Consider the following 20325-nt stretch of genomic DNA (forward strand, 5'->3'; position numbering starts at 1 on the left):
CCAGCTCGCCGCCGAGCAGGCCCGCTACCGCACCGTGCAGTATTCGGAAACCCTCCGCAAGGCCCTCGACGCGACCCGGCGCAACGTCCGCGCGGTGGACTGGCTCCGGGCCGTCCCCGACATGATCGCCGAGGCGCTCGACCACGTCGCCGACCGGTACCGCCACGAGAACGCCATCCTGACCAACATCCGCAAGGCACGGGACGAGTCCGAGGACCCCGAGCAGAAGCGCCGCGCCGCCGAGCTGGTCGACATCGTCAAGGACTGCATCCGCCGCCACACCCAGCTGCAGTCCCGCCTCCTGGAGGCAGGCCCGCTGTTCCGCGCCGAGCAGGACCGGCAGGCCTTCGCCACCCCCACCGCGCGCTCGGGCCTCGATCTCTACGGCCAGCTGGTCGCCCCCCTGCTGCCGCTCCCCGCCGAGCAGGCGATCCGCGTGACGGACGCCTTCTTCGCGCGTGGCACCGGACTGCGCACGCCCGTGTCCGTCCGCGTGGGCGACCTCGTCGACATACTGCTCACACCGCCGATGGAGCGCGAGCACCTCGGCGCGGAGATGCCCGAGCCCGACCTCATCGCCACCCCGGACGACAGCCGGTTCAGCGAGGAGCAGCTCGCGAGCGCCATGGAGCTGCTCGACCTGCCGTCCGACGCGCCGCGCAGGCTCTCCGGACTGCTGGCCGACGCCCGGCGCCGCGACCCCGAACTGCCCTACCTGGTCGCTCTGCTTGCCGTGCACGCGGCCAGCCCGCCGGTCGGCACCGCCTACCGCCAGGGCGAGGAGAAGCTGCTCTTCGCCGTGGACGACGGCACCCAGCTAGACGACGAGGAGTTCGGCGGCGCCGACCTCATCGTCGGCACCGCACTCCTGGACGCCGTCGGCATGGCGGCCGACCGGACGGAGGCGGCATGACCGGGCCCGCCCCCGCCACGTACCGCCCCGGAGACGTCGCGCACCATCCCGCCGGAGACCTCGCGCACCACCCCAGCAAGGAGCACACGTCGTGACCGACCACCCCGCAGAGCACGCCGCGTGGGGCGAGCCGGACTCCACGGCGGCGCCCGCCGCCCCCGCGCCCGTCACCCCGGCCGACGCCGCCGACGCCGCGCGGCTCGTCGCCTTCGGCCTGCAGCCCAAGCTCCAGCCCGCCCGCGACCAGGAGTACGCCGAACTGCTCCGCCGCTACCGCGAGGACCCGCCCTTCGCCCGGCTCGCCGACGCCGTCGCCACCGGACTCGGGCTCGTCGTCCTGGAGGTGTCCCCGCGCGCGGGCATGGCCGTGACCGCCGCGGAGGACTCCGTCTTCGCCGTCCGCATGGGTGACTACGCCCGCCGCGCGGCCACCGACTCCACCGACCGCTTCCTGCACGGCCTCGCGCACCTCGCCATCGCCGCCATGGCGTTCCCGCGCCCCGAGGACCTCGCCGACGACGGCTACATCGGCCGGGTCACGGTCAACGGCGTCGACGCCTTCGTGCGCCAGGCCTGCCACCGCCTGGAGGAGCGAGCCGAGGAACACGGCGAGAACACCGACCCCGCCACCGACGCCCCGGGCCTCGAAGCCGCCTGGCGGATCTGGGCCCGCCGCAGCTCGACCGGCGCCACCAAGGACGCCCGCCGCCTCGCCGGTTCCACGACCGGCATCGTCGGCAAGGCCGCCGCCTTCCTCACCGAATCCGGCTTCCTGCAGCGCACCGGCGACGACTCTGGAGGGACGTACCGCACCACGGCCCGCTACCAGCTCCAGGTCCGTGACATGGCGGGCACCGCGGCCATGGCGGAGCTCCTGGAGCTCGGCGTCGTCCCCGTCACGGACGGCTCGGCGACGCTGCTGCCGCCCGAAGAGACCGACGACCTGGAGCTGGCCGCCGACGCGGGGCTGCCGTTCCACTCCTGACGCCGAGCCACCCACCCCCACTTCCTTGCCGTTCCGCACGACTTACGACGAGAGTCCGCCATGTACGAGCTGTCCCGGGTCCGCCTCTACTCCATCGGGCCGGCCGGTGCGCGCTATGCCGACACCGTGCTCGACCTGCGCGGCGTCGGCGCGGAGGTGCCCGACCCCGCGCCCACCCAGGCGGAGTTCTTCGAGGACGAGCCGGTCGGCCCGCCGCGCCGCCCCGCGCCCGCGGGCGTGCTCTTCCTGGAGAACGGCGGCGGCAAGTCCGTCCTGCTCAAGCTGATCTTCTCGGTGATGCTGCCCGGCCACCGGAACACGCTGGGCGGCGCCAGCTCCGGCGTGCTGCGCAAGTTCCTCCTCGCCGACGACTGCGGGCACGTCGCCCTGGAGTGGCAGCACACCCTCACCGGCGAGTGCGTCGTCGTCGGCAAGGTCAGCGAGTGGCGCGGGCGGCAGGTCTCCAACGACCCGCGGAAGTTCGCCGAGGCCTGGTACTCCTTCCGGCCCGGACCCGGCATGAGCCTGGACTCGCTGCCCGTAGCCGAGTCCACCGCCGTGCGGCCGTCGGCGGAGGGCGCGTCCGGCGCCCAGGGGCGGCGGCGCACCATGAAGGGCTTCCGTGACGCCATGACCGAGGCGGTCAAGGCGTACCCGCACCTCGAAGTGCACTGGGAAGAGATCCACGACCGCTGGAACGAACACCTCGGCGACCTCGGGCTCGACCCCGAACTCTTCCGCTACCAGCGGGAGATGAACGCCGACGAGGGCGAGGCCGCGGGCCTCTTCGCCGTCAAGAAGGACTCCGACTTCACCGACCTGCTGCTGCGCGCCGTCACCGACACGCGCGACACGGACGGCCTCGCCGACCTCGTCCACGGCTTCGGCAACAAGCTCGGCCGCCGCGCCGAGCTGATGGCCGAACGGGACTTCACCGCAGGCTCCGTCGACCTGCTGGGACGCATCGTCGAGGCCGCCGACACCCGGGCACGCGCGCGTGACGTGCACGCGGGCGCCGAGCGCCGCACACGGACCCTGGCCCGCAGGCTCTCCGCGCGCGCCGTCGAGGAGCGCCGCCGCGTCGCCGACCTGGCCGAGCAGGTCACGGCCGCGGCCCACACCGTGACCGAGGCCGAGCGGTCCCGCGGCAAGAGCGCCCTGATCTCGGCCGAACTGGCCTACCGACACGCGTCCCTGGCGCTCACCGTCGCCGAGAAGGCCGCCGCCGCCCAGCGCCGCGAGCTCGCCGACGCCCGCACCCTGCACTCCGCCTGGCAGGCCGCCGAGGCCGTCCTGAGGCACCGCGCCGCCGCTGACCGCTCCGCGCGCGTGGCCGTCGCCATCCGCGAGGCGGAGCGCGACGCCGCACCCGCGCTCGCCGCCCGCGCGAAGGCCGCAGCCGACCTCGTCCGCGCCCTGCACACCGCCGCCGAAGGCGCGGAGAACCTCGCCAACGAGGAGGAGGAGCGCTCCGCCGCCCTCCAGGAGACCGGCGAGGCCGCGCACCGCGACGCCACGGCCGCCGCCACCGAGGCCCAGCGCGCCCGCAGCGAGGCGGGACACCTGAAGCAGCGCCTCACCGAGGTCGAGCAGGAGACCGCGGAGGCCGTCCGCGCGGGCTGGCTCGACGACACCGCCCCCGACGCCGACCCGGCCCGCGCCGCCCTCGCCGCGAGCGACGCCGAGAAGACCACCGTCGCCGCGTGGGACACCGCCCGCGAGACCGCGGGGCGAGCCACCGACCACGCCAAGGAGACGGCCGCCGCCGAGGCCCGCGCCGAGCTGACCGCCGCCCGCGCCTCCGACGCCGCGACCGCGGCCGAGGCCGCCCACGACGCGGAGCGCCGCGCCGCCGAGTCCATCGCCCAGGACCAGCGGCTCGCCGAGCTGCTGAGCCTGCCGAGCGGCGACGGCGGGGTGCCGCTGCCCCGCCAGGGAGCCGACGCCGCCGCGGAAGGCGCCGTCACCGAAGGCGCCCTGACCGCGGGCGCCCTCTCCGTGGCGGAGCTGGACCGCTCCGCGGACGACCTGCGGGCCCTCCTCGACGAAGGCGTCGCCTCCGCCGAGCGGCAGCTCTTCGACCTGCGCACCGCGGCCGCCGACGACTCCCGCATCCTCGGCGCCCTCGGAGACGGCGGACTGCTGCCGCCGGGACCCGACGTCCTCGCCACGGTCGAGTTCCTCGGCGAGCACGGCATCCCCGCCCTGCCCGGCTGGCGCTACCTCGCCCAGGCCGTCGACCCCGCCGACCACGCGCGCGTGCTAGCCGCCCGCCCCGAGCTCGTCGACGGCGTGGTCATCACCGACCCGGACACGCACGCCCGCGCCCGCGACGCCCTCGCCGACGCCGCCCTGCTGCCCCGCTCCGCCGTCGCCGTCGGCACCGCCGCAGCCCTCCTCGCCCCCACCCCGGGCGAGCAGGCGGCGGACACCGGCGTCTTCCTCGTACCGCCGAACCCCGCCATGCACGACGAGCACGCCGCCGACGAGGAGCGGCAGGCGCTGCGCGCCCGCGCCGCGCGGCGCGACGAGGAGATCCGCGCGCTCGCCGTCCGCCTCGCCAAGGACCGTGAGCTCGCCGCCCGCCTCGCCTCCTGGCGCACCGGCTGCCCGAGCGGCCGCCTCGCCGAGCTCGCCGCCGCCGCCCAGGAGGCGCGCGCCTTCGCCGAAGAGGCCGAGGCCGAGCTCACCGAGGCCCGCACCGCGCGCGCCGAGGCCGACGAGGCCGCGGGCGAGGCGATCCGCGTGCGGGACGAGCGCCAGGAGGCGGCCCAGCGCGCCCGACGTGCCGCCGACGCCCTCGCGGGCCTCGCCTTCCGGCTCCGCGAGCGGGCCGGCTGGCAGGCCAAGCTGCGCGAACTGGCCGACGACGCCGTGGAGTCCGAGGCCCGCGCCCAGACCTGCCTGGACCGGGCGCGCGCCGCCGACGAGGACCGTCGTGCCGCCCAGCGCGCAGCCGACGACGCCCGCCGCACCGCCCGCGCGCTGCGCGCCGAGCGCGCCGAGATCGCCGGCGCCCCCGAGGACGTACCGGAGGCGAGCGAGGCCCCCAAGTCCTCGCTGCCCGCTCTGCGCGAGGCCTACCGCGCGGCGTCCCAGCTCTACGAGAAGGTGGGTGTCGGCGCCGACCTCCGTGCCGAGCAGGCCCGCGCCGAGAGCGACGAGAGCGCGGCCCTCGCCGAGCTCGACCGGCTCAGCAACAAGGTCCGCACCCGCGCCGCCCTGCTCCTGGAAGGCACCGACGGCTCCGACGGCCCGTCCCGACAGGCCGCGGCCGCACGCGCGGAGGCCCAGGTCCAGCTCATCGAGGCCCGCGCGTCCACCGCCAGCGAGCAGCTCGGCCGACTGCGCGGCGAGGCGGAGCGGCACGCACCCGAGGACGGCGACGCCCACACCGAGCTCCCCGAGGAGCTCGTCCCCGCCGACGCCGAGCAGGCCCAGACGCTCCTGCGCACCGCCACCGGCGAACTGGCCGCGCACACCGAAGCGCTGAGCCGGGCCAAGGAGGCACACGCCGCCCTGCTGCACACCCACCGCGTCACCGAGGACGCGGCAGGCGGCTTCGACGAGACCGCGGCCCTGCTCAGGGACCTCCTTCGCGAGCACCAGGAAGAGGAGGCCGAAGAGGCCCCCGAGGGGTACCCGGGCTCCCTGGAGGAGGCCCGTCAGTCCGCCGCGGAGGCACGCCGCTCCCTGCGCGGCTGCGCCGCCGACCTGTCGACGGCCGAATCCGCCGTCCGGGAGGCCAGCGACATCCTGGTGCGCCACGCGAACGCGACGCGGTACGAGCAGGTGCGCACCCCCGCCCGCCAGCAGATCCGCGAACTGCCCGCGTCCGCGCTGCCCGAGCACGCCAAGAAGTGGGCCGACGCCTTCGCTCCCCGCCTCCGCGTCCTCACCGACGAGCTGGAGCAGCTGGAGCGCAACCGCGACAGCATCGTCGACCGCCTGCGCGGCCTCGTCGAGTCCGCGCTCGCGACCCTCAGGTCGGCGCAGCGCCTCTCCCGCCTCCCCGAGGGCCTGGGGGAGTGGTCGGGGCAGGAGTTCCTGCGGGTCCGCTTCGAGGAGCCCGACCAGGCCACGCTCGTCGAGCGGCTCGGCGAGGTGATCGACGAGGCGACCCGCGCCGCCGTGAAGAAGAACTCGGACCTGCGGCGCGACGGAATGTCCCTGCTGCTGCGCGGAGTCCAGGCCGCGCTGGAACCGCGCGGTGTCGCCGTGGAGATCCTCAAGCCGGACGCCGTGCTGCGCGCCGAGCGCGTCCCCGTCGGACAGATGGGCGACGTGTTCTCCGGTGGGCAGCTGCTCACCGCGGCCATCGCCCTGTACTGCACGATGGCCGCGCTGCGCAGCAACGACCGGGGCCGCGACAAGCACCGGCACGCCGGCACGCTCTTCCTGGACAACCCCATCGGCCGCGCCAACGCGACGTACCTCCTGGAGCTCCAGCGGGCCGTGTCGGACGCGCTGGGCGTGCAGTTGCTTTACACGACCGGCCTGTTCGACACGACCGCGCTCGCGGAGTTCCCGCTGGTCATCCGGTTGCGGAACGACGCGGACCTGCGCGCGGGCCTGAAGTACATCAGCGTCGAGGAGCACCTGCGCCCGGGCCTGCCGCAGCAGGACCCCGACGGCGAGACGGTGCACGGCGAGATCACCGCGACTCGTATGTACAAGCGGCCCGCCGCCCAGGGGGACCCGGCCGCCGCTCAGACGGTCCCTGCGCAGACGACCCCGGCTCGGACGGCCACTACGTAGCGAGTTGTTTGGTCAGCCATTCGTGGAAGAGCCCGATGTGGTGCTCGGTCGGCACCAGCACCCCGCCCTCGCGGTAGGCGCGTGACGCCATCGCGGGCTGGGTGCGCTCGCAGGCCGCGAAGTCCTGTGTGTTGACCCGGTGGAAGAGCTCCACGGAGTGCGTCAGGTCCGCGCCGGACGCGACGACGTCGGGTGCGTACAGCCAGTCGCACTCGACGACCGTGCGGTCCGCCGCCAGCGGGAACATCCGGTGCAGGATCACGTGGTCGGGGACGAGGTTGACGAACACGGTCGGCTTCACGGTGATCGCGTAGTAGCGGCGGTCCTGGTCCTGCGACACCTCGGGGAGACGGCCGAAGCCCGCGCTGCCGTCGACCGTGAAGCCGCCGACCTCCTCACCGAACGCGGCGCCGTGCCCCACGTAGTACTGCGCGGCGAAACCGTCCGCGAACTCCGGCAGGACGTCCGTCAGTTCGGGGTGAATGGTCGCGCAGTGGTAGCACTCCATGAAGTTCTCGACGATCAGCTTCCAGTTGGCGCGCACGTCGTAGGAGATGCGCCTGCCGAGCGCCAGCCGCTCGGTGCCGTAGCGGTCGATGGACGCCGCGTCGCCGAGACGTTCGACCGCCGCGCCCATCACGGTCTCTTCGAAGGAGGGCGGTTCGTCGGCCAGGCACACCCAGGCGTAGCCGAGCCACTCCCGCAGGGCCACCTTCACCAGGCCGTAGGCGGCGCGGTCCACGTCGGGCATCTTCACCAGGTTGGGGGCGGCGATGAGCCGTCCTTCGAGGTCGTACGTCCAGGCGTGGTACGGGCATTGGAGGGCGCGCCGCACCTGCCCGGACTCCTCGGTGCACAGGCGGGCGCCGCGATGGCGGCAGACGTTCAGGAAGGCGCGCAGCTCACCGGTGCGCGAGCGCGTGACCAGGACGCTCTCGCGGCCCACCTGCACGGTGCGGAAGGCACCCGGCCCGTCGAGGTCGGCGGCGCGCACCGCGCAGAACCAGAGCGCTTCGAAGATGCGGTCCTGCTCCTGCCGGAAGATCTCCGGATCGGTGTAGTAGCGGCCGGGGAGCGTCGCGGTGAGGCTCGGCGGCAAAGGGGTCGTCGTCACGGTTCTCGTACTCCTCAGGCAGGCGTGGCGGCGAGGCGGCTCGGGTCGAAGAGCTCGATGGGATGGTCGGTGGCACCGTCCGTCGCCAGGTCGGCGAGGATCTCGCCGACCACGGGCACGAACTTGAACCCGTGTCCGGAGAAGCCGGCCGCGACGGTCACCGACCCGGGGTGCTCCGGATGGCGGGCGATGACGAAGTGCTCGTCGGGGGTGTTGGAGTACATGCAGGTGGCGGCCTTGAGGAAGCCGCCGGGGAGGCCCGGGATCAGCCGTCCCACCTGCTCGGCCATCGCGGTGATCTCGTCGTCGTGGACCGACCGCTCGATGGTCTCCGGCGTGCAGGGGGTGCCCTTGCGGAAGAAGGCGACCTTCGCACCCAGGTCGGGCCCGTCGATGGCGGGGAACCCGTAGACCTGGACGCCCTCGGCGTCCTCCCAGATGTAGATCGGATGGTTCTCGGGGAGGAAGGGAGCCACGCCGCCGGAGGGCTGGAACCAGTACATGACCTGTCGTTCGATGGTGAACGGCACCCCCAGGTCGGTCAGCAGCTCAGGCGCCCAGGCACCCGGGCAGATCACCAACTGCCCTGCGGTGTAAGTGTCCTCCGCGGTGTGCACGCGCACCCCGTCCCGGTACGGCTCCCATCGCGTCATCGGCTCCTCGAAGTGCAGGTCGGCGCCGTTCCGCGTGGCCAGCTGGAGGTGTGCGGCCACGGTGTTCTCGGGGCGGACGAGGCCCGCCCGCGCCTCGTACAGGGCCACTTCGTCCTCGTCCGGAGTGAGCGTCGGGAAGCGGCGGCGGATCTCCTTCGCGTCGAGCATCTCGTGGGGCAGGTCCCACTGCTCGGCGGAGAGCCGCGAACCGGAGACCGTGCGGCTGTCGGGGCGCCCGAGCATCACGCCGCCGCACAGGGTCGCGATGTCGCGGCCGGTGTCGCGTTCGAGGCGGTCGTAGAGCTCGTACGCGCGCAGCAGCAGTGGTACGTACGCGGGGTCCTCGAAGTAGGACTGCCGGGTGATGCGCGAACCGCCGTGGCTGGAGCCGCGGCTGTGCACCGGGCCGAACTTCTCCAGGCCGAGGACACGGGATCCGCGCGCGGAGAGGTGGTGCGCGGCGGCGCTGCCCATGCCGCCGAGGCCGATCACGATCACGTCGTAGGTGGGGGACACCTGTGCCTCCTGGCGGCTAGCGGCGGATGCGGGTCATCTCCGGGTCGAACAGGGGCTCCTCGGCGACCGTCGCGGGAACCTTCTCGCCGAAGTACTCGATGTGGACGCCTGTGCCCGTCTCCAGGGGCGGCAACCAGGCGTAGGCGACGCAACGGCCCAGGGTGTACCCGTACGAGGCGCTGGTGACGTACCCGGCGGGGACGCCGTCGGCGTACACGGGTTCCTTGCCGAGGACGACGGCGGCGGGGTCGTCCAGGAGCAGGGCGGTGAGTTTCCGCGCGGGCCGCCCGAGTCCTTCGAGCGCCGCGCGCCCCACGAAGTCGCCCTTGTTCATGCGGACGGCGAAGCCGACGCCCGCCTCGTAGGGGTTGTGTTCGGTGGTCATGTCGTGGCCCCACGCGCGGTACCCCTTCTCCAGGCGCAGGCTGTTGAAGGCGGACCGCCCGGCCGCGATCACGCCGTGCGCGCGCCCCGCCTCCCACAGCGTGTCCCAGAGCCGGAGCCCCAGATCGGCGGTCGTATACAGCTCCCAGCCCAGCTCACCGACGTACGACAGGCGCATCGCGGTCACCGGGACGTGCCCGATGTACGTCTCCTTGGCCCTGAAGTAGCCGAACGCCTCGTGCGAGAAGTCGTCGCGGGTGAGCGGCTGGACGAGCGCGCGGGCCAGCGGACCCCACACGCCGACGCAGCAGGTCCCCGAGGTGATGTCCCTGAGATGGACGTCGTCGGGCGCGTGGCGGAGCAGCCAGTCGAGGTCGGCCGGGGAGTTGGCGCCCACCTGGAAGCGGTCGGCAGCGAGCCGGGCCACGGTCAGATCGGAGCGGATGCCTCCGGCCTCGTCGAGGAGGAGGGTGTAGGTGACCGAACCCGGCTTCTTCGCCAGGTTGTTGGAGGTCATGCGCTGCAGGAAGGCCAGCGCGCCGGACCCGGTGACCTCCAGGCGGCGCAGCGGCGTCATGTCGTAGAGGGCGACCCGTTCGCGGGTGACGCGCGCCTCGGCCGCCGCGACGGGCGACCAGTGGCGGGCCGCCCAGCCGTCGCGGCCGTGCTCTTCGAAGCCTTCGGCCAGGGGGGCGTTGGCCTCGTACCAGTGCGGGCGCTCCCAGCCGCCGCCCTCCAGGAAGACCGCTCCGAGCTCCTGCTGGCGGACATGGAAGGGGCTGACCCGTAGGGGCCGTGGCCGGTCCATCGGCTGGAGCGGGTGGATGACGTCGTAGACCTCGACGAACTGCTGCGCGCCGCGCTCCGCCACATACGCGGGGGAGCGCTGGGCGTCTTCGAAGCGGGTCAGCTCGCAGTCGTGCACGTCGAGCGAGGGCCGTCCGTCGACCATCCACTCGGCGACCGCCTTGGCGACGCCCGCGGAGTGCGTCACCCACACGGCCTCGGCCAGCCAGAAGCCCCGCAGCGCACGGGACTCGCCGAGCACGGGCATGCCGTCGGGCGTGAAGGAGAAGACGCCGTTGAAGCCTTCCGCGATCTCCGCCCCCTTCAGTGCGGGGAGGAGCTGTCGGCAGTCCGCCCAGCTGGGCGCGAAGTCCTCCTCGGTGAAGGGGTACGACGACGGCATGTCCTCGGCGTCGTCGTACGCGGGGACCGTGAACGGGTCGACGGGCAGCGGGCGGTGGGCGTACGAGCCGATGCCGATGCGGTCGGTGTGCTCACGGAAGTACAGATCGCGGTCCTGGTGGCGCAGGATCGGCCGAGAGGCCTCCGTGCGCCGATCGTTCAGACCCGAGAGCTCGGGCAGGGGCGCCGTCTTCACGTACTGGTGGGCGAGCGGCAGCAGGGGGATGTCGACCCCCGCCATCCGCCCGATCACAGGCCCCCAGAACCCGGCCGCCGAGACGACGTGGTCGGCGGGGAAGGTGCCGCGGTCGGTGACGACGGCGGTGACGCGGCCGCCGTCGCGTTCGATGCCCGTCACGGTGTGCCGTTCGAGGAAACGTGCTCCACGCGCGCGTGCCCGTGCCATCTGTGCGCGGCAGGCGGGCACGGCGCGGGCGAGGCCGTCCTCGGGCGTGTACAGCCCGCCGTACACCTGGGTCTCGTCGATGAGCGGCCACAGCCCCTTGCAGCGCGCGGGGCCGACGAGCTCGGCGCGCACGCCCCAGGACGCGGCGAAACCGGCCTTGCGGTGCAGGTCGGCCCAGCGTTCGGGCGTGGTGGCGAGCTCCAGGCCGCCGACCGGGTTGAAGCAGGGGAGGCCGTCCACTTCAAGGGCGTTGAACTTCTCCACGGTGTACGTGGCGAACGCGGTGAGCGTCTTGGAGGGGCCCGTCCGGAAGACCAGGCCGGGTGCGTGCGAAGTGGAGCCGCCGGGCGCGGGCAGCGGCCCCTGGTCGAGGACGGTGACGTCGGTCCAGCCGCGGGCGGTCAGTTCGTCGGCGAGCGAGCAGCCGACGATCCCTGCCCCGATCACGACCACGCGGGGCCCTTCGGGCCGGTCGGGGTTCACAGGACCACCACCGATCGCAGCACCTCGCCGCGCCGCATCCTCGTGAACGCCTCCTCCACCTGGTGGAGCGTGATCGTCTCGGAGACGAATCCGCCGAGGTCGAGGCGGCGGCTGAGGTACTGGTCGACGAGGATCGGGAAGTCCCTGGTGGGCAGGCAGTCGCCGTACCAGGACGACTTGAGGGCCCCGCCGCGCGAGAAGAGGTCGATCAGCGGCAGATCGATCGTCATCTCCGGGTCGGGCACGCCGACCTGGACGAGCACACCCGCGTGATCACGCATGTAGAAGGCCTGTTTGTACGTCGACGGGGTGCCGACCGCGTCGACGGCGACGTCGACTCCGTGGCCGCCGGTCAGCTCCCGGACGGCCGCAACCGGGTCGGTGCCGCGGGAGTTGACGGTGTGCGTCGCGCCGAACCGGGTCGCCCCGTCCAGCTTGGCCTCGTCGATGTCGACGGCGATGACGCGCCGGGCCCCGGCCAGGGACGCCCCGGCGACCGCGGCGTTGCCGACGCCGCCGCAGCCGATGACGGCGACGGTGTCGCCGCGGCCCACCCCGCCGGTGTTCACCGCGGCCCCGTACCCCGCCATCACGCCGCAGCCGATCAGCGCGACGGCCTCGGGCCGGGCCGCCGGGTCGACCTTCACGGCCTGCCCGGCGGCGACCAGCGTCTTCTCGGCGAAGGCGCCGATGCCGAGGGCGGGGCTCAGCGCCGTGCCGTCCAGGAGCGTCATGGGCCGGGTGGCGTTGCGCGAGTCGAAGCAGTACCAGGGGCGGCCGCGGAGACAGGAGCGGCAGGCTCCGCAGGGCGCGCGCCAGGCGATGACGACGCAGTCGCCCGGGACGAGGCCGTCGACGTCGGCGCCGACCACCTCCACGGTGCCGGCCGCCTCGTGGCCGAGCAGGAACGGGAAGTCGTCATTGATCGCTCCCTCCCGGTAGTGCAGATCCGTGTGGCAGACCCCGCAGGCCTGGACGGAGACGAGAACCTCTCCGGGGCCGGGATCTGGCACGACGATCGTCTGCACCTCAACGGGTGCGCCCTTCTTCGGGGCGACGACGGCACGGACCTCGTGGGGCACGGCCAGACTCCTCTGCTGTTGCGCACGGCGTGGCTGCGTTGTTGCGTAGTGCACGTTAGGTTGCGCTATGAGAGACATACTGGGAACGCCATCAAGAGGCCGTCAAGAGGGTGGAGCCAAGCCTTCGCCGTTCCTGGGAGCGCGCGGGGGCACGCGCACATGCGTGAGGGCGGAGCCGTGAACTCCCGGCTCCGCCCTCGTGGGTCCGTACGCTGCGACGCCGCGTCCGCGGACACCCGTGCCCGGCTCGCACCGGGACGGCGCGGACCGGGCACGGAAAATTCAGCACCCGTAGCGCGGCGAAGGAATCAGAAGCCGTATCCCATCCGCCGGGAGAGCTCGACCGCGGCGGCGACGGTCCGCTTGGCGAGCTCGGTGAGGCGGTCGTCGGTCAGCCGGTAGACGGGGCCGGAGGCGCTGAGGGCGCCGATCACCTTGCCGTCGTGCGCGCGCACCGGCGCGGCGACGGCGGCGAGGCCCACCTCCAACTCCTCGACGGCCACGGCGAACCCCTTCTCCACCACGGCCTCCAGCTCCCCGCGCAGCGCCACCGTGCCGGTCACCGTGTGCTCGGTCAGGCGCGGCAGGGTGCGGGCCATCAGGCCCTCGCGCAGGGTCGTCGGCAGATGGGCGAGGAGCACCTTTCCGCTGGACGTGGCGTGCAGCGGGGTGCGCCGGCCCAGCCAGTTCTGCGCCGTCACCGAGGCAGGGCCGCGGGCCTGCATGATGTTGACCGCGGCGTCGTCGTCCAGGACCGCTATGTTGACCGTCTCGCCCAGCTCGTCCGCGAGCTCGCGGCAGACGGGGCCGCCCTCCTGCGAGATGTCCATGCGCACTGCCGCCGCCCCCGCGAGGCGGAGTACGCCCGCGCCCAGGAAGTACTTCCCGCGGTCCTTCGCCTGGCCGACCAGGCCCCGGTTCTCCAGCACGCCGAGCAGCCGGAAGGCCGTCGACTTGTGGACGCCCAGCTCATCGGCGATCTCGGTGACCCCGGCCTCGCCGTGCCGCGCGAGGATCTCCAGCACGCTCACCGCACGGTCCACGGACTGGACGGATCCGGCCGCCCCCTTCGACGGCCTCTCCCGCGGTTCGGCGCTGGACGCCCTGTCCTGATCAGCCTGTTTCCGGTCGCCCGTCATATCTGAACTCTCACCACCTGGCGGCTCGTTGAAGCCGCGTCTTCGGGAAGCCCTTGACGCGATGGGCGCCCCACCCGGATTCTGTTGCGCATAGCGCTCCCTCGTGCGCCATGCGAAACATCATGTTACCGAAGGGTCTTGGTCCACCAAGGGCCCAGGACCGGGCCGAATGACTCCAAGAGGGGGGCCCATGATCCCCGTATGCCGCCTTGAAGACCTCCCCGCGGGCGAATCCGTCCGCCTCGACACCACACCGCCCGTCGCGGTGTTCAACGCCGACGGCGAGTTCTACGCCATCGACGACACGTGCAGCCACCAGGACGCCTCCCTGTCGGAGGGGTGGCTGGAGGGCTGTCTGGTCGAATGCCCGCTGCACGCCGCGTCATTCGATCTTCGCACCGGCAGTCCCACGTGCCTGCCCGCCCGCCGCCCCGTGCGCACCCACCAGGTGTACGTCGAGGACGGTGTCATCCATGTCCTCGTCGCCGCCGACGAGGGAGCGGTGGGCGCAAGTGCCGTGGGCGCGGGTGCCGCGCACGCGGGCGTCACCGAGAAGGGATCCGCCGCATGAGGACCGTCATCGTGGTGGGCGCCTCGCTCGCCGGTCTGTACGCGGCCAGGGAACTGCGCGCCCAGGGGTTCGACGGCCGCCTGGTCGTCATCGGCGCCGAACCGCACAGGCCCTACGACCGGCCGCCCTTGTCCAAGGGCTTCCTCGACGGCACCGCGGACGAGGGGCAACTCCTCCTCACCGATGAGGAGGAGACGGCGGAACTCGCCGCCGACTGGATGCTCGGCACGCGCGTCAGGTCCCTGGACGCGCGCGGTCGCACGGTCGTCCTCGACGACGGCCGCACCGTGTCGGGCGACGGCGTCGTCATCGCCACCGGGGCGTCGGCCCGACGGTTCCCCGGGCCCCTGCTCACCGGCGTCCATACGCTGCGCACCCTGGACGACGCCCGTGGACTGCGGGCGGAGCTGGCACGTGGTCCCCGCCGCGTCGTGGTGATCGGCGGCGGTTTCATCGGCGCCGAGACCGCCTCCTCGTGCGTGGCGCTCGGCCATGACGTCACCGTCGTCGAGGCGGCGCAGCTGCCGCTCGTGGGCCCGCTCGGGCCCGAGATGGCATCGGTGTGCGCACGGCTGCACGCGCGCGGCGGGGCCAGGCTGCTGACAGGGGCGGGCGTGGCCGGGCTCCGGGGCACGCCGACCGCTCGGGCCCGCGGCTCCGTCACCGCCGTCGAACTGTCCGACGGGCGGCTGCTGCCCGCCGACGTGGTCGTCGTCGGGATCGGGGCGACTCCCCACACGGGCTGGCTCGCGGGTTCCCCGCTCGCCGTGGACGACGGCGTCCTGTGCGACGACGGCTGTGTCACCGCGCTGCCCCAGGTCGTCGCGGTGGGCGATGTCGCCAGAGCGGGCGGGGTCCGTGCCGAGCACTGGATGAGTGCCACGGAGCAACCACGTACAGCCGTACGGAACTTGCTCGCAGGCCACACGATCGAGACCGTGCGTCCGCTGCCCTACTTCTGGTCGGATCAGTACGGCTCCCGCATCCAGTTCGCCGGACGGCGGGGCGACGGCGACACCGTGCGCATCGTCGAGGGCTCACCGGAAGGCCTGGGCGGCCCGGACGGTCTGGGCGGCCCGGAGGGAGGCGGGCGCGGAGCGGGATTCCTCGCCGTCTACGAGCGTGCGGGACGGACCACGGCGGTCCTCGCCGTCGACCGTGCCCGCCCCTTCATGAAGCTGCGTAGGGGGCTGGCGGCCGACCGGGCGGCGGAGCTCGCCGGGGTCTGAGGCCGCAGGGGCGCCGTCGCCCAGGTGTGCGTCCGCCGCGTCCTTTCGGCGCCGCTCAGGGGTGCGACAACCGCCCCGGCCCGCTGCGCCCTTGTATGCGGTCCTTGCCGCGCGCCGCGGCCCGCGCCTGACGGCGGGCCCGGCGCCGCTCGCGCCGCAGTCGCCGTGCCGTGCTGCTCGGCATCGACACCACTCCGTACCGCTGGTTCCACACCTGGCGGGTCACCCACACGTCGAGCACGCCCCACGTGGCCACGACCGTGCTGGCCACGCTGCTGAGCACCATGGGGAAGGAGAGCCACGAACCGGCGAGGGCGGACAGGAAGGCCACCATGGCCTGCACCAGCGTGATCGCCACTATGATCACGGCCCGCACCGCCGCCGTGCGGACCGGATCGGGCAGCCGCCTTCTGCGGGCGGGCTCCTCGACCCACAACGGCGGTCGTTGCTCAGCCATTTCGTGCTCCACGCTCTCGCGCTCCACGGATACGCGCCCCTGAGGGGCAGGCCTCCGTGCAGCAGGCCGCTGTGCGGCAGCCCCTTGCGGAGCGGTCTCCCGCGCCGCCGCGTCCTCGCCCACCGCGCCGCTTCCCGACTCCCTGCGGCGCTCTGCCGTGCCCATCATCTCGTCACTCCCCCCGCTGCTCGCGGCCGTTCACGGATCACGCTCCGGATCTGGACCGGCTCCCGAGTGGCTGCCCGTTTTGCCGCGCTTCATGTCGCCTGCCCCGTGACGCGGCTCTCTGTCTCGGCTCTCTTCCTCAAAGACGAACGAGAGATCCGAAAGATTCCCGTTCCGCTTCCGTCGAGCGAAGAATTCCGGCCAACTGGCGTGCGCACAAAGGCGGATGATCCACAGCGGCACGTGCCGCATGCTGGGACGCAATCTCCCGTAATGGAGGGACAACTAGGGATGTCCCTTTCACGTCACGGCTGAAAAGCGTTCGCATGCGCCTTCGAGTTGCCCGTGAGTCAGTAGTAGGCTCGCGCCGTTTGTTGACGCACATGTGTGCCCCTGGCCCGTGCAACGGCCTCAGGGGGCCGATCTGGGGGAGGCCATGCGCTTTCGCGGGAAGTCCATCCGCCGGAAGATCGTGGCGCTGCTGCTCGTGCCGCTGCTCTCCCTTACGGCGATCTGGGCCTTTGCCACTGTGGTGACGGGCCGTCAGGCCCTGAGCCTCATCGACTCGGTCAACGTGGTCGACAAGCTCGCCTATCCGGTCGAGGACACGGCGCGCGTCATCCAGCAGGAGCGCCGCCAGACCCTCGTCTATCTCGCCGACCCCCGGGCCTCGGACGCCACGGGCGCGCTGCGCCGCAGCCGCACCGCGACCGACGGGATGATCGACAAGATCCGGACCAACGCCCAGGACCCGGACGTCCGGGACGGCCTCGGCGTGGATTCGCGCAAGCGGCTGGGCGAGCTCGTCGAAGCCTTCGACAGCATCGAGCCGCTGCGCCGCAGCGTCGAAGAGGGCACGATCACCAGGGCCGGCGCCCTGAAGATGTACACCAAGCTGATCGACCCCTACTTCGACCTGCTGAGCACGCTCAACGGCTTCTCGGGCCTCGACGACATGAAGTACGACATGCAGGGCCGTGCGCTCGTCGGCGCCACCCGCGCGCGTGAACTGCTCTCCCGCGAGGACGCGTTGATCGGCTCGGCGCTCGTCGCGGGACGGATCACCAAGGCCGAGATCCGGCAGGCCACCGAGCTCCGGGCCCAGCGCGGGCTCCTCTTCGAAGTGAACTTCGCGCAGCTTCCCGAGGACGACCGCGCCCGTTACGAGCGCTACTGGAACGGCACCGAGACCACCCAGCTGCGCAAGGCCGAGCAGGCCATCATCGAGTCCGGGGGAGGCACCCCGCACGCGGTCACCTCCGCCCGCTGGGACGAGGCGGCGGGCCGCGTACTCAAGCAGCTCTCCGAGAGCAACATCGAGGCGACCGACCGCTTCCAGGACCGCGTCGAGCCCGCGGCCGTCGGCGTGATCGTCCGCGTCATCGCGGCCGGTGTGCTCGGCCTGCTCGCACTCCTGGTCTCGCTCTTCATGTCCGTGCGCATCGGCCGCAGCCTCATCAGGGACCTGCGCCGCCTGCGACTGGACGCCCACGAGGCGTCCGGTGTCCGGCTGCCCGGCGTGCTGCGCCGCCTGGCGGCGGGCGAACAGGTCGACGTGGAGACCGAGGCGCCCCGGCTGACGTACGGCAAGGACGAGATCGGGCAGGTCGGCCAGGCCCTCAACACCCTGCAGCGCGCCGCCGTCGAGGCCACCGTCAAACAGGCCGACCTGCGGCACGGCGTCTCCGAGGTCTTCGTCAACCTCGCCCGCCGCAGCCAGGTGCTGCTGCACAAGCAGCTCACGCTCCTGGACACCATGGAGCGCAGGACCGAGGACACCGACGAGCTCGCCGACCTGTTCCGCCTCGACCACCTGACCACCCGCATGCGGCGGCACGCCGAGGGCCTCGTGATCCTCTCCGGCGCCGCCCCGTCGCGGCAGTGGCGCAAGCCCGTCCAGCTCATGGACGTCGTCCGCGCGGCCGTCGCCGAGGTCGAGGACTACGAACGCATCGAGGTGCGCCGCCTGCCCCGCATCGCGGTCACCGGGCCCGCGGTCGCCGACCTCACGCACCTCATGGCGGAGCTCCTGGAGAACGCCACGGTGTTCTCGCCTCCGCACACCGCCGTGCAGGTCCTCGGGGAGCACGTCGCCAACGGCTTCACCCTGGAGATCCACGACCGGGGCCTCGGCATGACCCCCGACGCCCTCCTGGACGCCAATCTGCGCCTCGCGGAGACCCCCGAGTTCGAACTGTCCGACACCGACCGGCTCGGCCTGTTCGTGGTCAGCCGCCTCGCCCAGCGCCAGCGCGTCCGCGTCTCGCTGCAGCCCTCGCCGTACGGCGGCACGACCGCCGTCGTCTTCATCCCCGAGTCCCTGCTCACCGACGACGTGCCCGACACCGACGGCACCGGCTTCCGGATCGACCGGGCGCGGACCAAGGAGGCCGTGGCGACCGGCGACCAGGGCGCCGACCGGGCCGCGGCCCTCGCCCAGGTTCCCGTGCAGCTGCCGGGCCTGCCCGCCTCCGTCCTCGACGGCCCCGTGGAGCTGGAGGCGCCCGTCGGCATGGCGGACCTCGACGGCTTCCCCGGTGCCCTGGACGACGAGGACAGCGAGCGCGGCGGCATCTTCCGGCCCCGCCGCCGGGTGGCAGGCACGCCCGGAGAACAGCATCAGCAGGCCAGGGACGACCGCGAGGCGGGCCGCGCGGAGCCGACCCGCCGGGGCACCGTGCCCACCGCAGGCGTCGACGACCTCGCCGAGGACGCCCATTCCCAGGGCCCCGTTCCGCTGCCGCGCCGCAGGACCCCGAAACTGGTCCGCTCCAACGGCCGCCCGGTGACCCACGCCAGGCCCCAGGACAGCCGCTTCCCCGACGACAGGTCGCAGGACAGCCGCTTCCCCGCAGGCGGATCCCAGGACAGCCGCTTCCAGGAGGACAACCGGTTCCAGGACGACGGCCCTTCGGAGAGCAGGCCGTTGGCCCCGGCGGCCGAGGACGAGTTCCCGACCCCGCAGCGCCCGCAGCAGCAGCCCTCCTGGCCCGACCTGTCGCCGCCGCACCACGACGTCACGGCCGTCGACGACGCGCCGTCCGACCTCCCGCGTCGCGGCCGCCGCAGCACCCCGCAGGACCGCACCACCGAGGACCGCGCCCTCCGGGACCGGTCCACCACGACCACCGCGGGCGGGCTGCCCCGCCGCGTCCGGCAGGCCAACCTGGCCCCGCAGTTGAAGGACGGACCCGACCGCAGCTCCCCGCGCGCCGAGACCCGGCCGGAGGAGCGCGACGCCGAAGAGGTACGCAGCCGCATGGCATCGCTCCAGCGGGGCTGGCAGCGCGGCCGCGACGAAAACGCCGCGGGCGACGACGCCACGAACGGCACAGCACCAGGAACGACATCCGAGGGGGACGGTCGATGACCGCACCGAATGCCGACGCACGCACCACCACGACCGGGGGACGGGGGGAGCTGAACTGGCTCCTCGACGACCTGGTGCAGCGCGTCGCCAGCATCCGCAAGGCACTGGTGCTCTCCGGAGACGGCCTGCCGACCGGTGTGTCGAAGAATCTGACCAGGGAGGACAGCGAGCACCTCGCCGCTGTCGCCTCCGGCTTCCACAGCCTCGCCAAGGGAGTCGGCCGGCACTTCGAGGCGGGCCGGGTCCGCCAGACCGTGGTCGAGCTCGACGACGCCTTCCTCTTCGTCACGGCCGCGGGCGACGGCAGCTGTCTGGCCGTCCTCGCGGACGCGGACTCCGACGTAGGGCTGGTGGCGTACGAGATGACGCTGCTGGTCAAGCGCGTGGGTGTGCATCTGGGGTCGGCACCGCGCACGGATCTGCCCGCCGGGGGGTAGTGGGAAGGTCATGAGCGACAACGGCCGAGGGACGCAGAGAACGCAGAGAGCAACGACGACGCGGAAGTTACCGGGGGCGCAGGAGACGCCCCGCTGGTTCGACGACGACGCAGGCCCGGTCGTGCGTCCGTACGCCATGACGCGCGGCCGCACGACGAGCAACGGGCAGCACCGGCTCGACCTGATCGCGGTCGTCGTCACCGAGACCCACGCCATCGGCATCCCGGAGGCCGACCAGACGCTGTCTCCGGAGCACGTGGACATAGTCGAGCTGTGCCGTGACACGCCCCAGTCGGTCGCCGAGCTGGCGGCCGAGCTCGACCTGCCGATCGGCGTGGTGCGCGTTCTCATAGGGGATCTCGTCGACGGCGAACTGGTGCACGTGACCCGCCCCGTGCCCCCCGCCGAGCTGCCGGACGAGAGTATTCTGCGCGACGTGATCAGCGGCCTCCGGGCGCTCTGAACAGCGCGGAAG

General features: G+C 73.1%; 13 protein-coding genes and 1 pseudogene. 8 read left to right on the forward strand and 6 right to left on the reverse strand.

Annotated features, from left to right (window positions below; translation table 11 throughout):
• From AOK03_RS27960 to AOK03_RS27970, 3 genes and pseudogenes are all read left to right on the forward strand, one after another.
• A pseudogene (locus tag AOK03_RS27960) lies at positions 1–913 on the forward strand (hypothetical protein); the annotation flags it as partial.
• Between the two features lie 91 nt (positions 914–1004).
• On the forward strand, positions 1005–1898 hold the full coding sequence (locus tag AOK03_RS27965) for a hypothetical protein (RefSeq protein WP_055568129.1): 894 nt from the start codon (positions 1005–1007) through the stop codon (positions 1896–1898).
• A gap of 60 nt (positions 1899–1958) precedes the next feature.
• Positions 1959–6656, forward strand: coding sequence for a coiled-coil domain-containing protein (locus AOK03_RS27970; protein ID WP_055568130.1), 4698 nt, complete (start codon positions 1959–1961; stop codon positions 6654–6656).
• Here the strand turns inward: AOK03_RS27970 and AOK03_RS27975 are convergent.
• From AOK03_RS27975 to AOK03_RS27995, 5 genes are all read right to left on the reverse strand, one after another.
• The gene (locus tag AOK03_RS27975) at positions 6649–7770 is read right to left on the reverse strand and encodes an aromatic ring-hydroxylating oxygenase subunit alpha (RefSeq protein WP_055568131.1); all 1122 of its coding nucleotides are present in this window, start codon (positions 7768–7770) and stop codon (positions 6649–6651) included. The genes AOK03_RS27970 and AOK03_RS27975 overlap by 8 nt on opposite strands.
• Before the next feature lie 14 nt (positions 7771–7784).
• Entirely contained in the window at positions 7785–8939 is a 1155-nt protein-coding gene (gene solA / locus AOK03_RS27980; protein ID WP_055568132.1) for an N-methyl-L-tryptophan oxidase, read from the reverse strand.
• A 16-nt stretch (positions 8940–8955) separates the two neighbouring features.
• The gene (locus AOK03_RS27985) at positions 8956–11400 is read right to left on the reverse strand and encodes a GcvT family protein (protein ID WP_107098126.1); all 2445 of its coding nucleotides are present in this window, start codon (positions 11398–11400) and stop codon (positions 8956–8958) included.
• The gene (locus tag AOK03_RS27990; RefSeq protein ID WP_055568134.1) at positions 11397–12482 is read right to left on the reverse strand and encodes an S-(hydroxymethyl)mycothiol dehydrogenase; all 1086 of its coding nucleotides are present in this window, start codon (positions 12480–12482) and stop codon (positions 11397–11399) included. Before AOK03_RS27990 ends, AOK03_RS27985 begins: the two co-directional genes overlap by 4 nt.
• A gap of 308 nt (positions 12483–12790) precedes the next feature.
• Positions 12791–13621, reverse strand: a complete 831-nt coding sequence (locus AOK03_RS27995) for an IclR family transcriptional regulator (RefSeq protein WP_244177783.1) — start codon at positions 13619–13621, stop codon at positions 12791–12793.
• Positions 13622–13811: 190 nt separating this feature from the next.
• Here AOK03_RS27995 and AOK03_RS28000 point away from each other — a divergent pair, with 190 nt between their 5' ends.
• Positions 13812–14192 carry a bifunctional 3-phenylpropionate/cinnamic acid dioxygenase ferredoxin subunit gene (locus AOK03_RS28000; protein WP_055568135.1) on the forward strand — a complete coding sequence of 127 codons (381 nt, stop codon included), beginning with the start codon at positions 13812–13814 and terminating at the stop codon, positions 14190–14192.
• Positions 14189–15421 (forward strand): NAD(P)/FAD-dependent oxidoreductase, encoded by a 1233-nt coding sequence (locus tag AOK03_RS28005; RefSeq protein WP_055568136.1) that lies wholly within the window; start codon positions 14189–14191, stop codon positions 15419–15421. Before AOK03_RS28000 ends, AOK03_RS28005 begins: the two co-directional genes overlap by 4 nt.
• A gap of 55 nt (positions 15422–15476) precedes the next feature.
• Here AOK03_RS28005 and AOK03_RS28010 read toward each other — a convergent pair whose 3' ends face one another.
• Positions 15477–16043, reverse strand: coding sequence for a hypothetical protein (locus AOK03_RS28010; protein ID WP_055568152.1), 567 nt, complete (start codon positions 16041–16043; stop codon positions 15477–15479).
• A 436-nt stretch (positions 16044–16479) separates the two neighbouring features.
• Between AOK03_RS28010 and AOK03_RS28015 the strand changes: the two genes are divergently transcribed.
• From AOK03_RS28015 to AOK03_RS28025, 3 genes are read left to right on the forward strand one after another with little or no spacing between them, the layout of a single operon-like run.
• Positions 16480–19413: a sensor histidine kinase gene (locus tag AOK03_RS28015; protein WP_055568137.1), complete on the forward strand. Its 2934-nt coding sequence runs from the start codon at positions 16480–16482 to the stop codon at positions 19411–19413.
• Complete coding sequence (locus tag AOK03_RS28020; protein ID WP_055568138.1) at positions 19410–19850, forward strand: roadblock/LC7 domain-containing protein; 441 nt, start codon at positions 19410–19412, stop codon at positions 19848–19850. The genes AOK03_RS28015 and AOK03_RS28020 overlap by 4 nt, the downstream gene beginning before the upstream one ends.
• A 10-nt stretch (positions 19851–19860) precedes the next feature.
• Positions 19861–20313 carry a DUF742 domain-containing protein gene (locus AOK03_RS28025; protein WP_079075002.1) on the forward strand — a complete coding sequence of 151 codons (453 nt, stop codon included), beginning with the start codon at positions 19861–19863 and terminating at the stop codon, positions 20311–20313.
• Positions 20314–20325 lie beyond the last annotated feature (12 nt).

Source organism: Streptomyces atriruber, assembly GCF_001418325.1.
Taxonomy (GTDB): domain Bacteria; phylum Actinomycetota; class Actinomycetes; order Streptomycetales; family Streptomycetaceae; genus Streptomyces; species Streptomyces atriruber.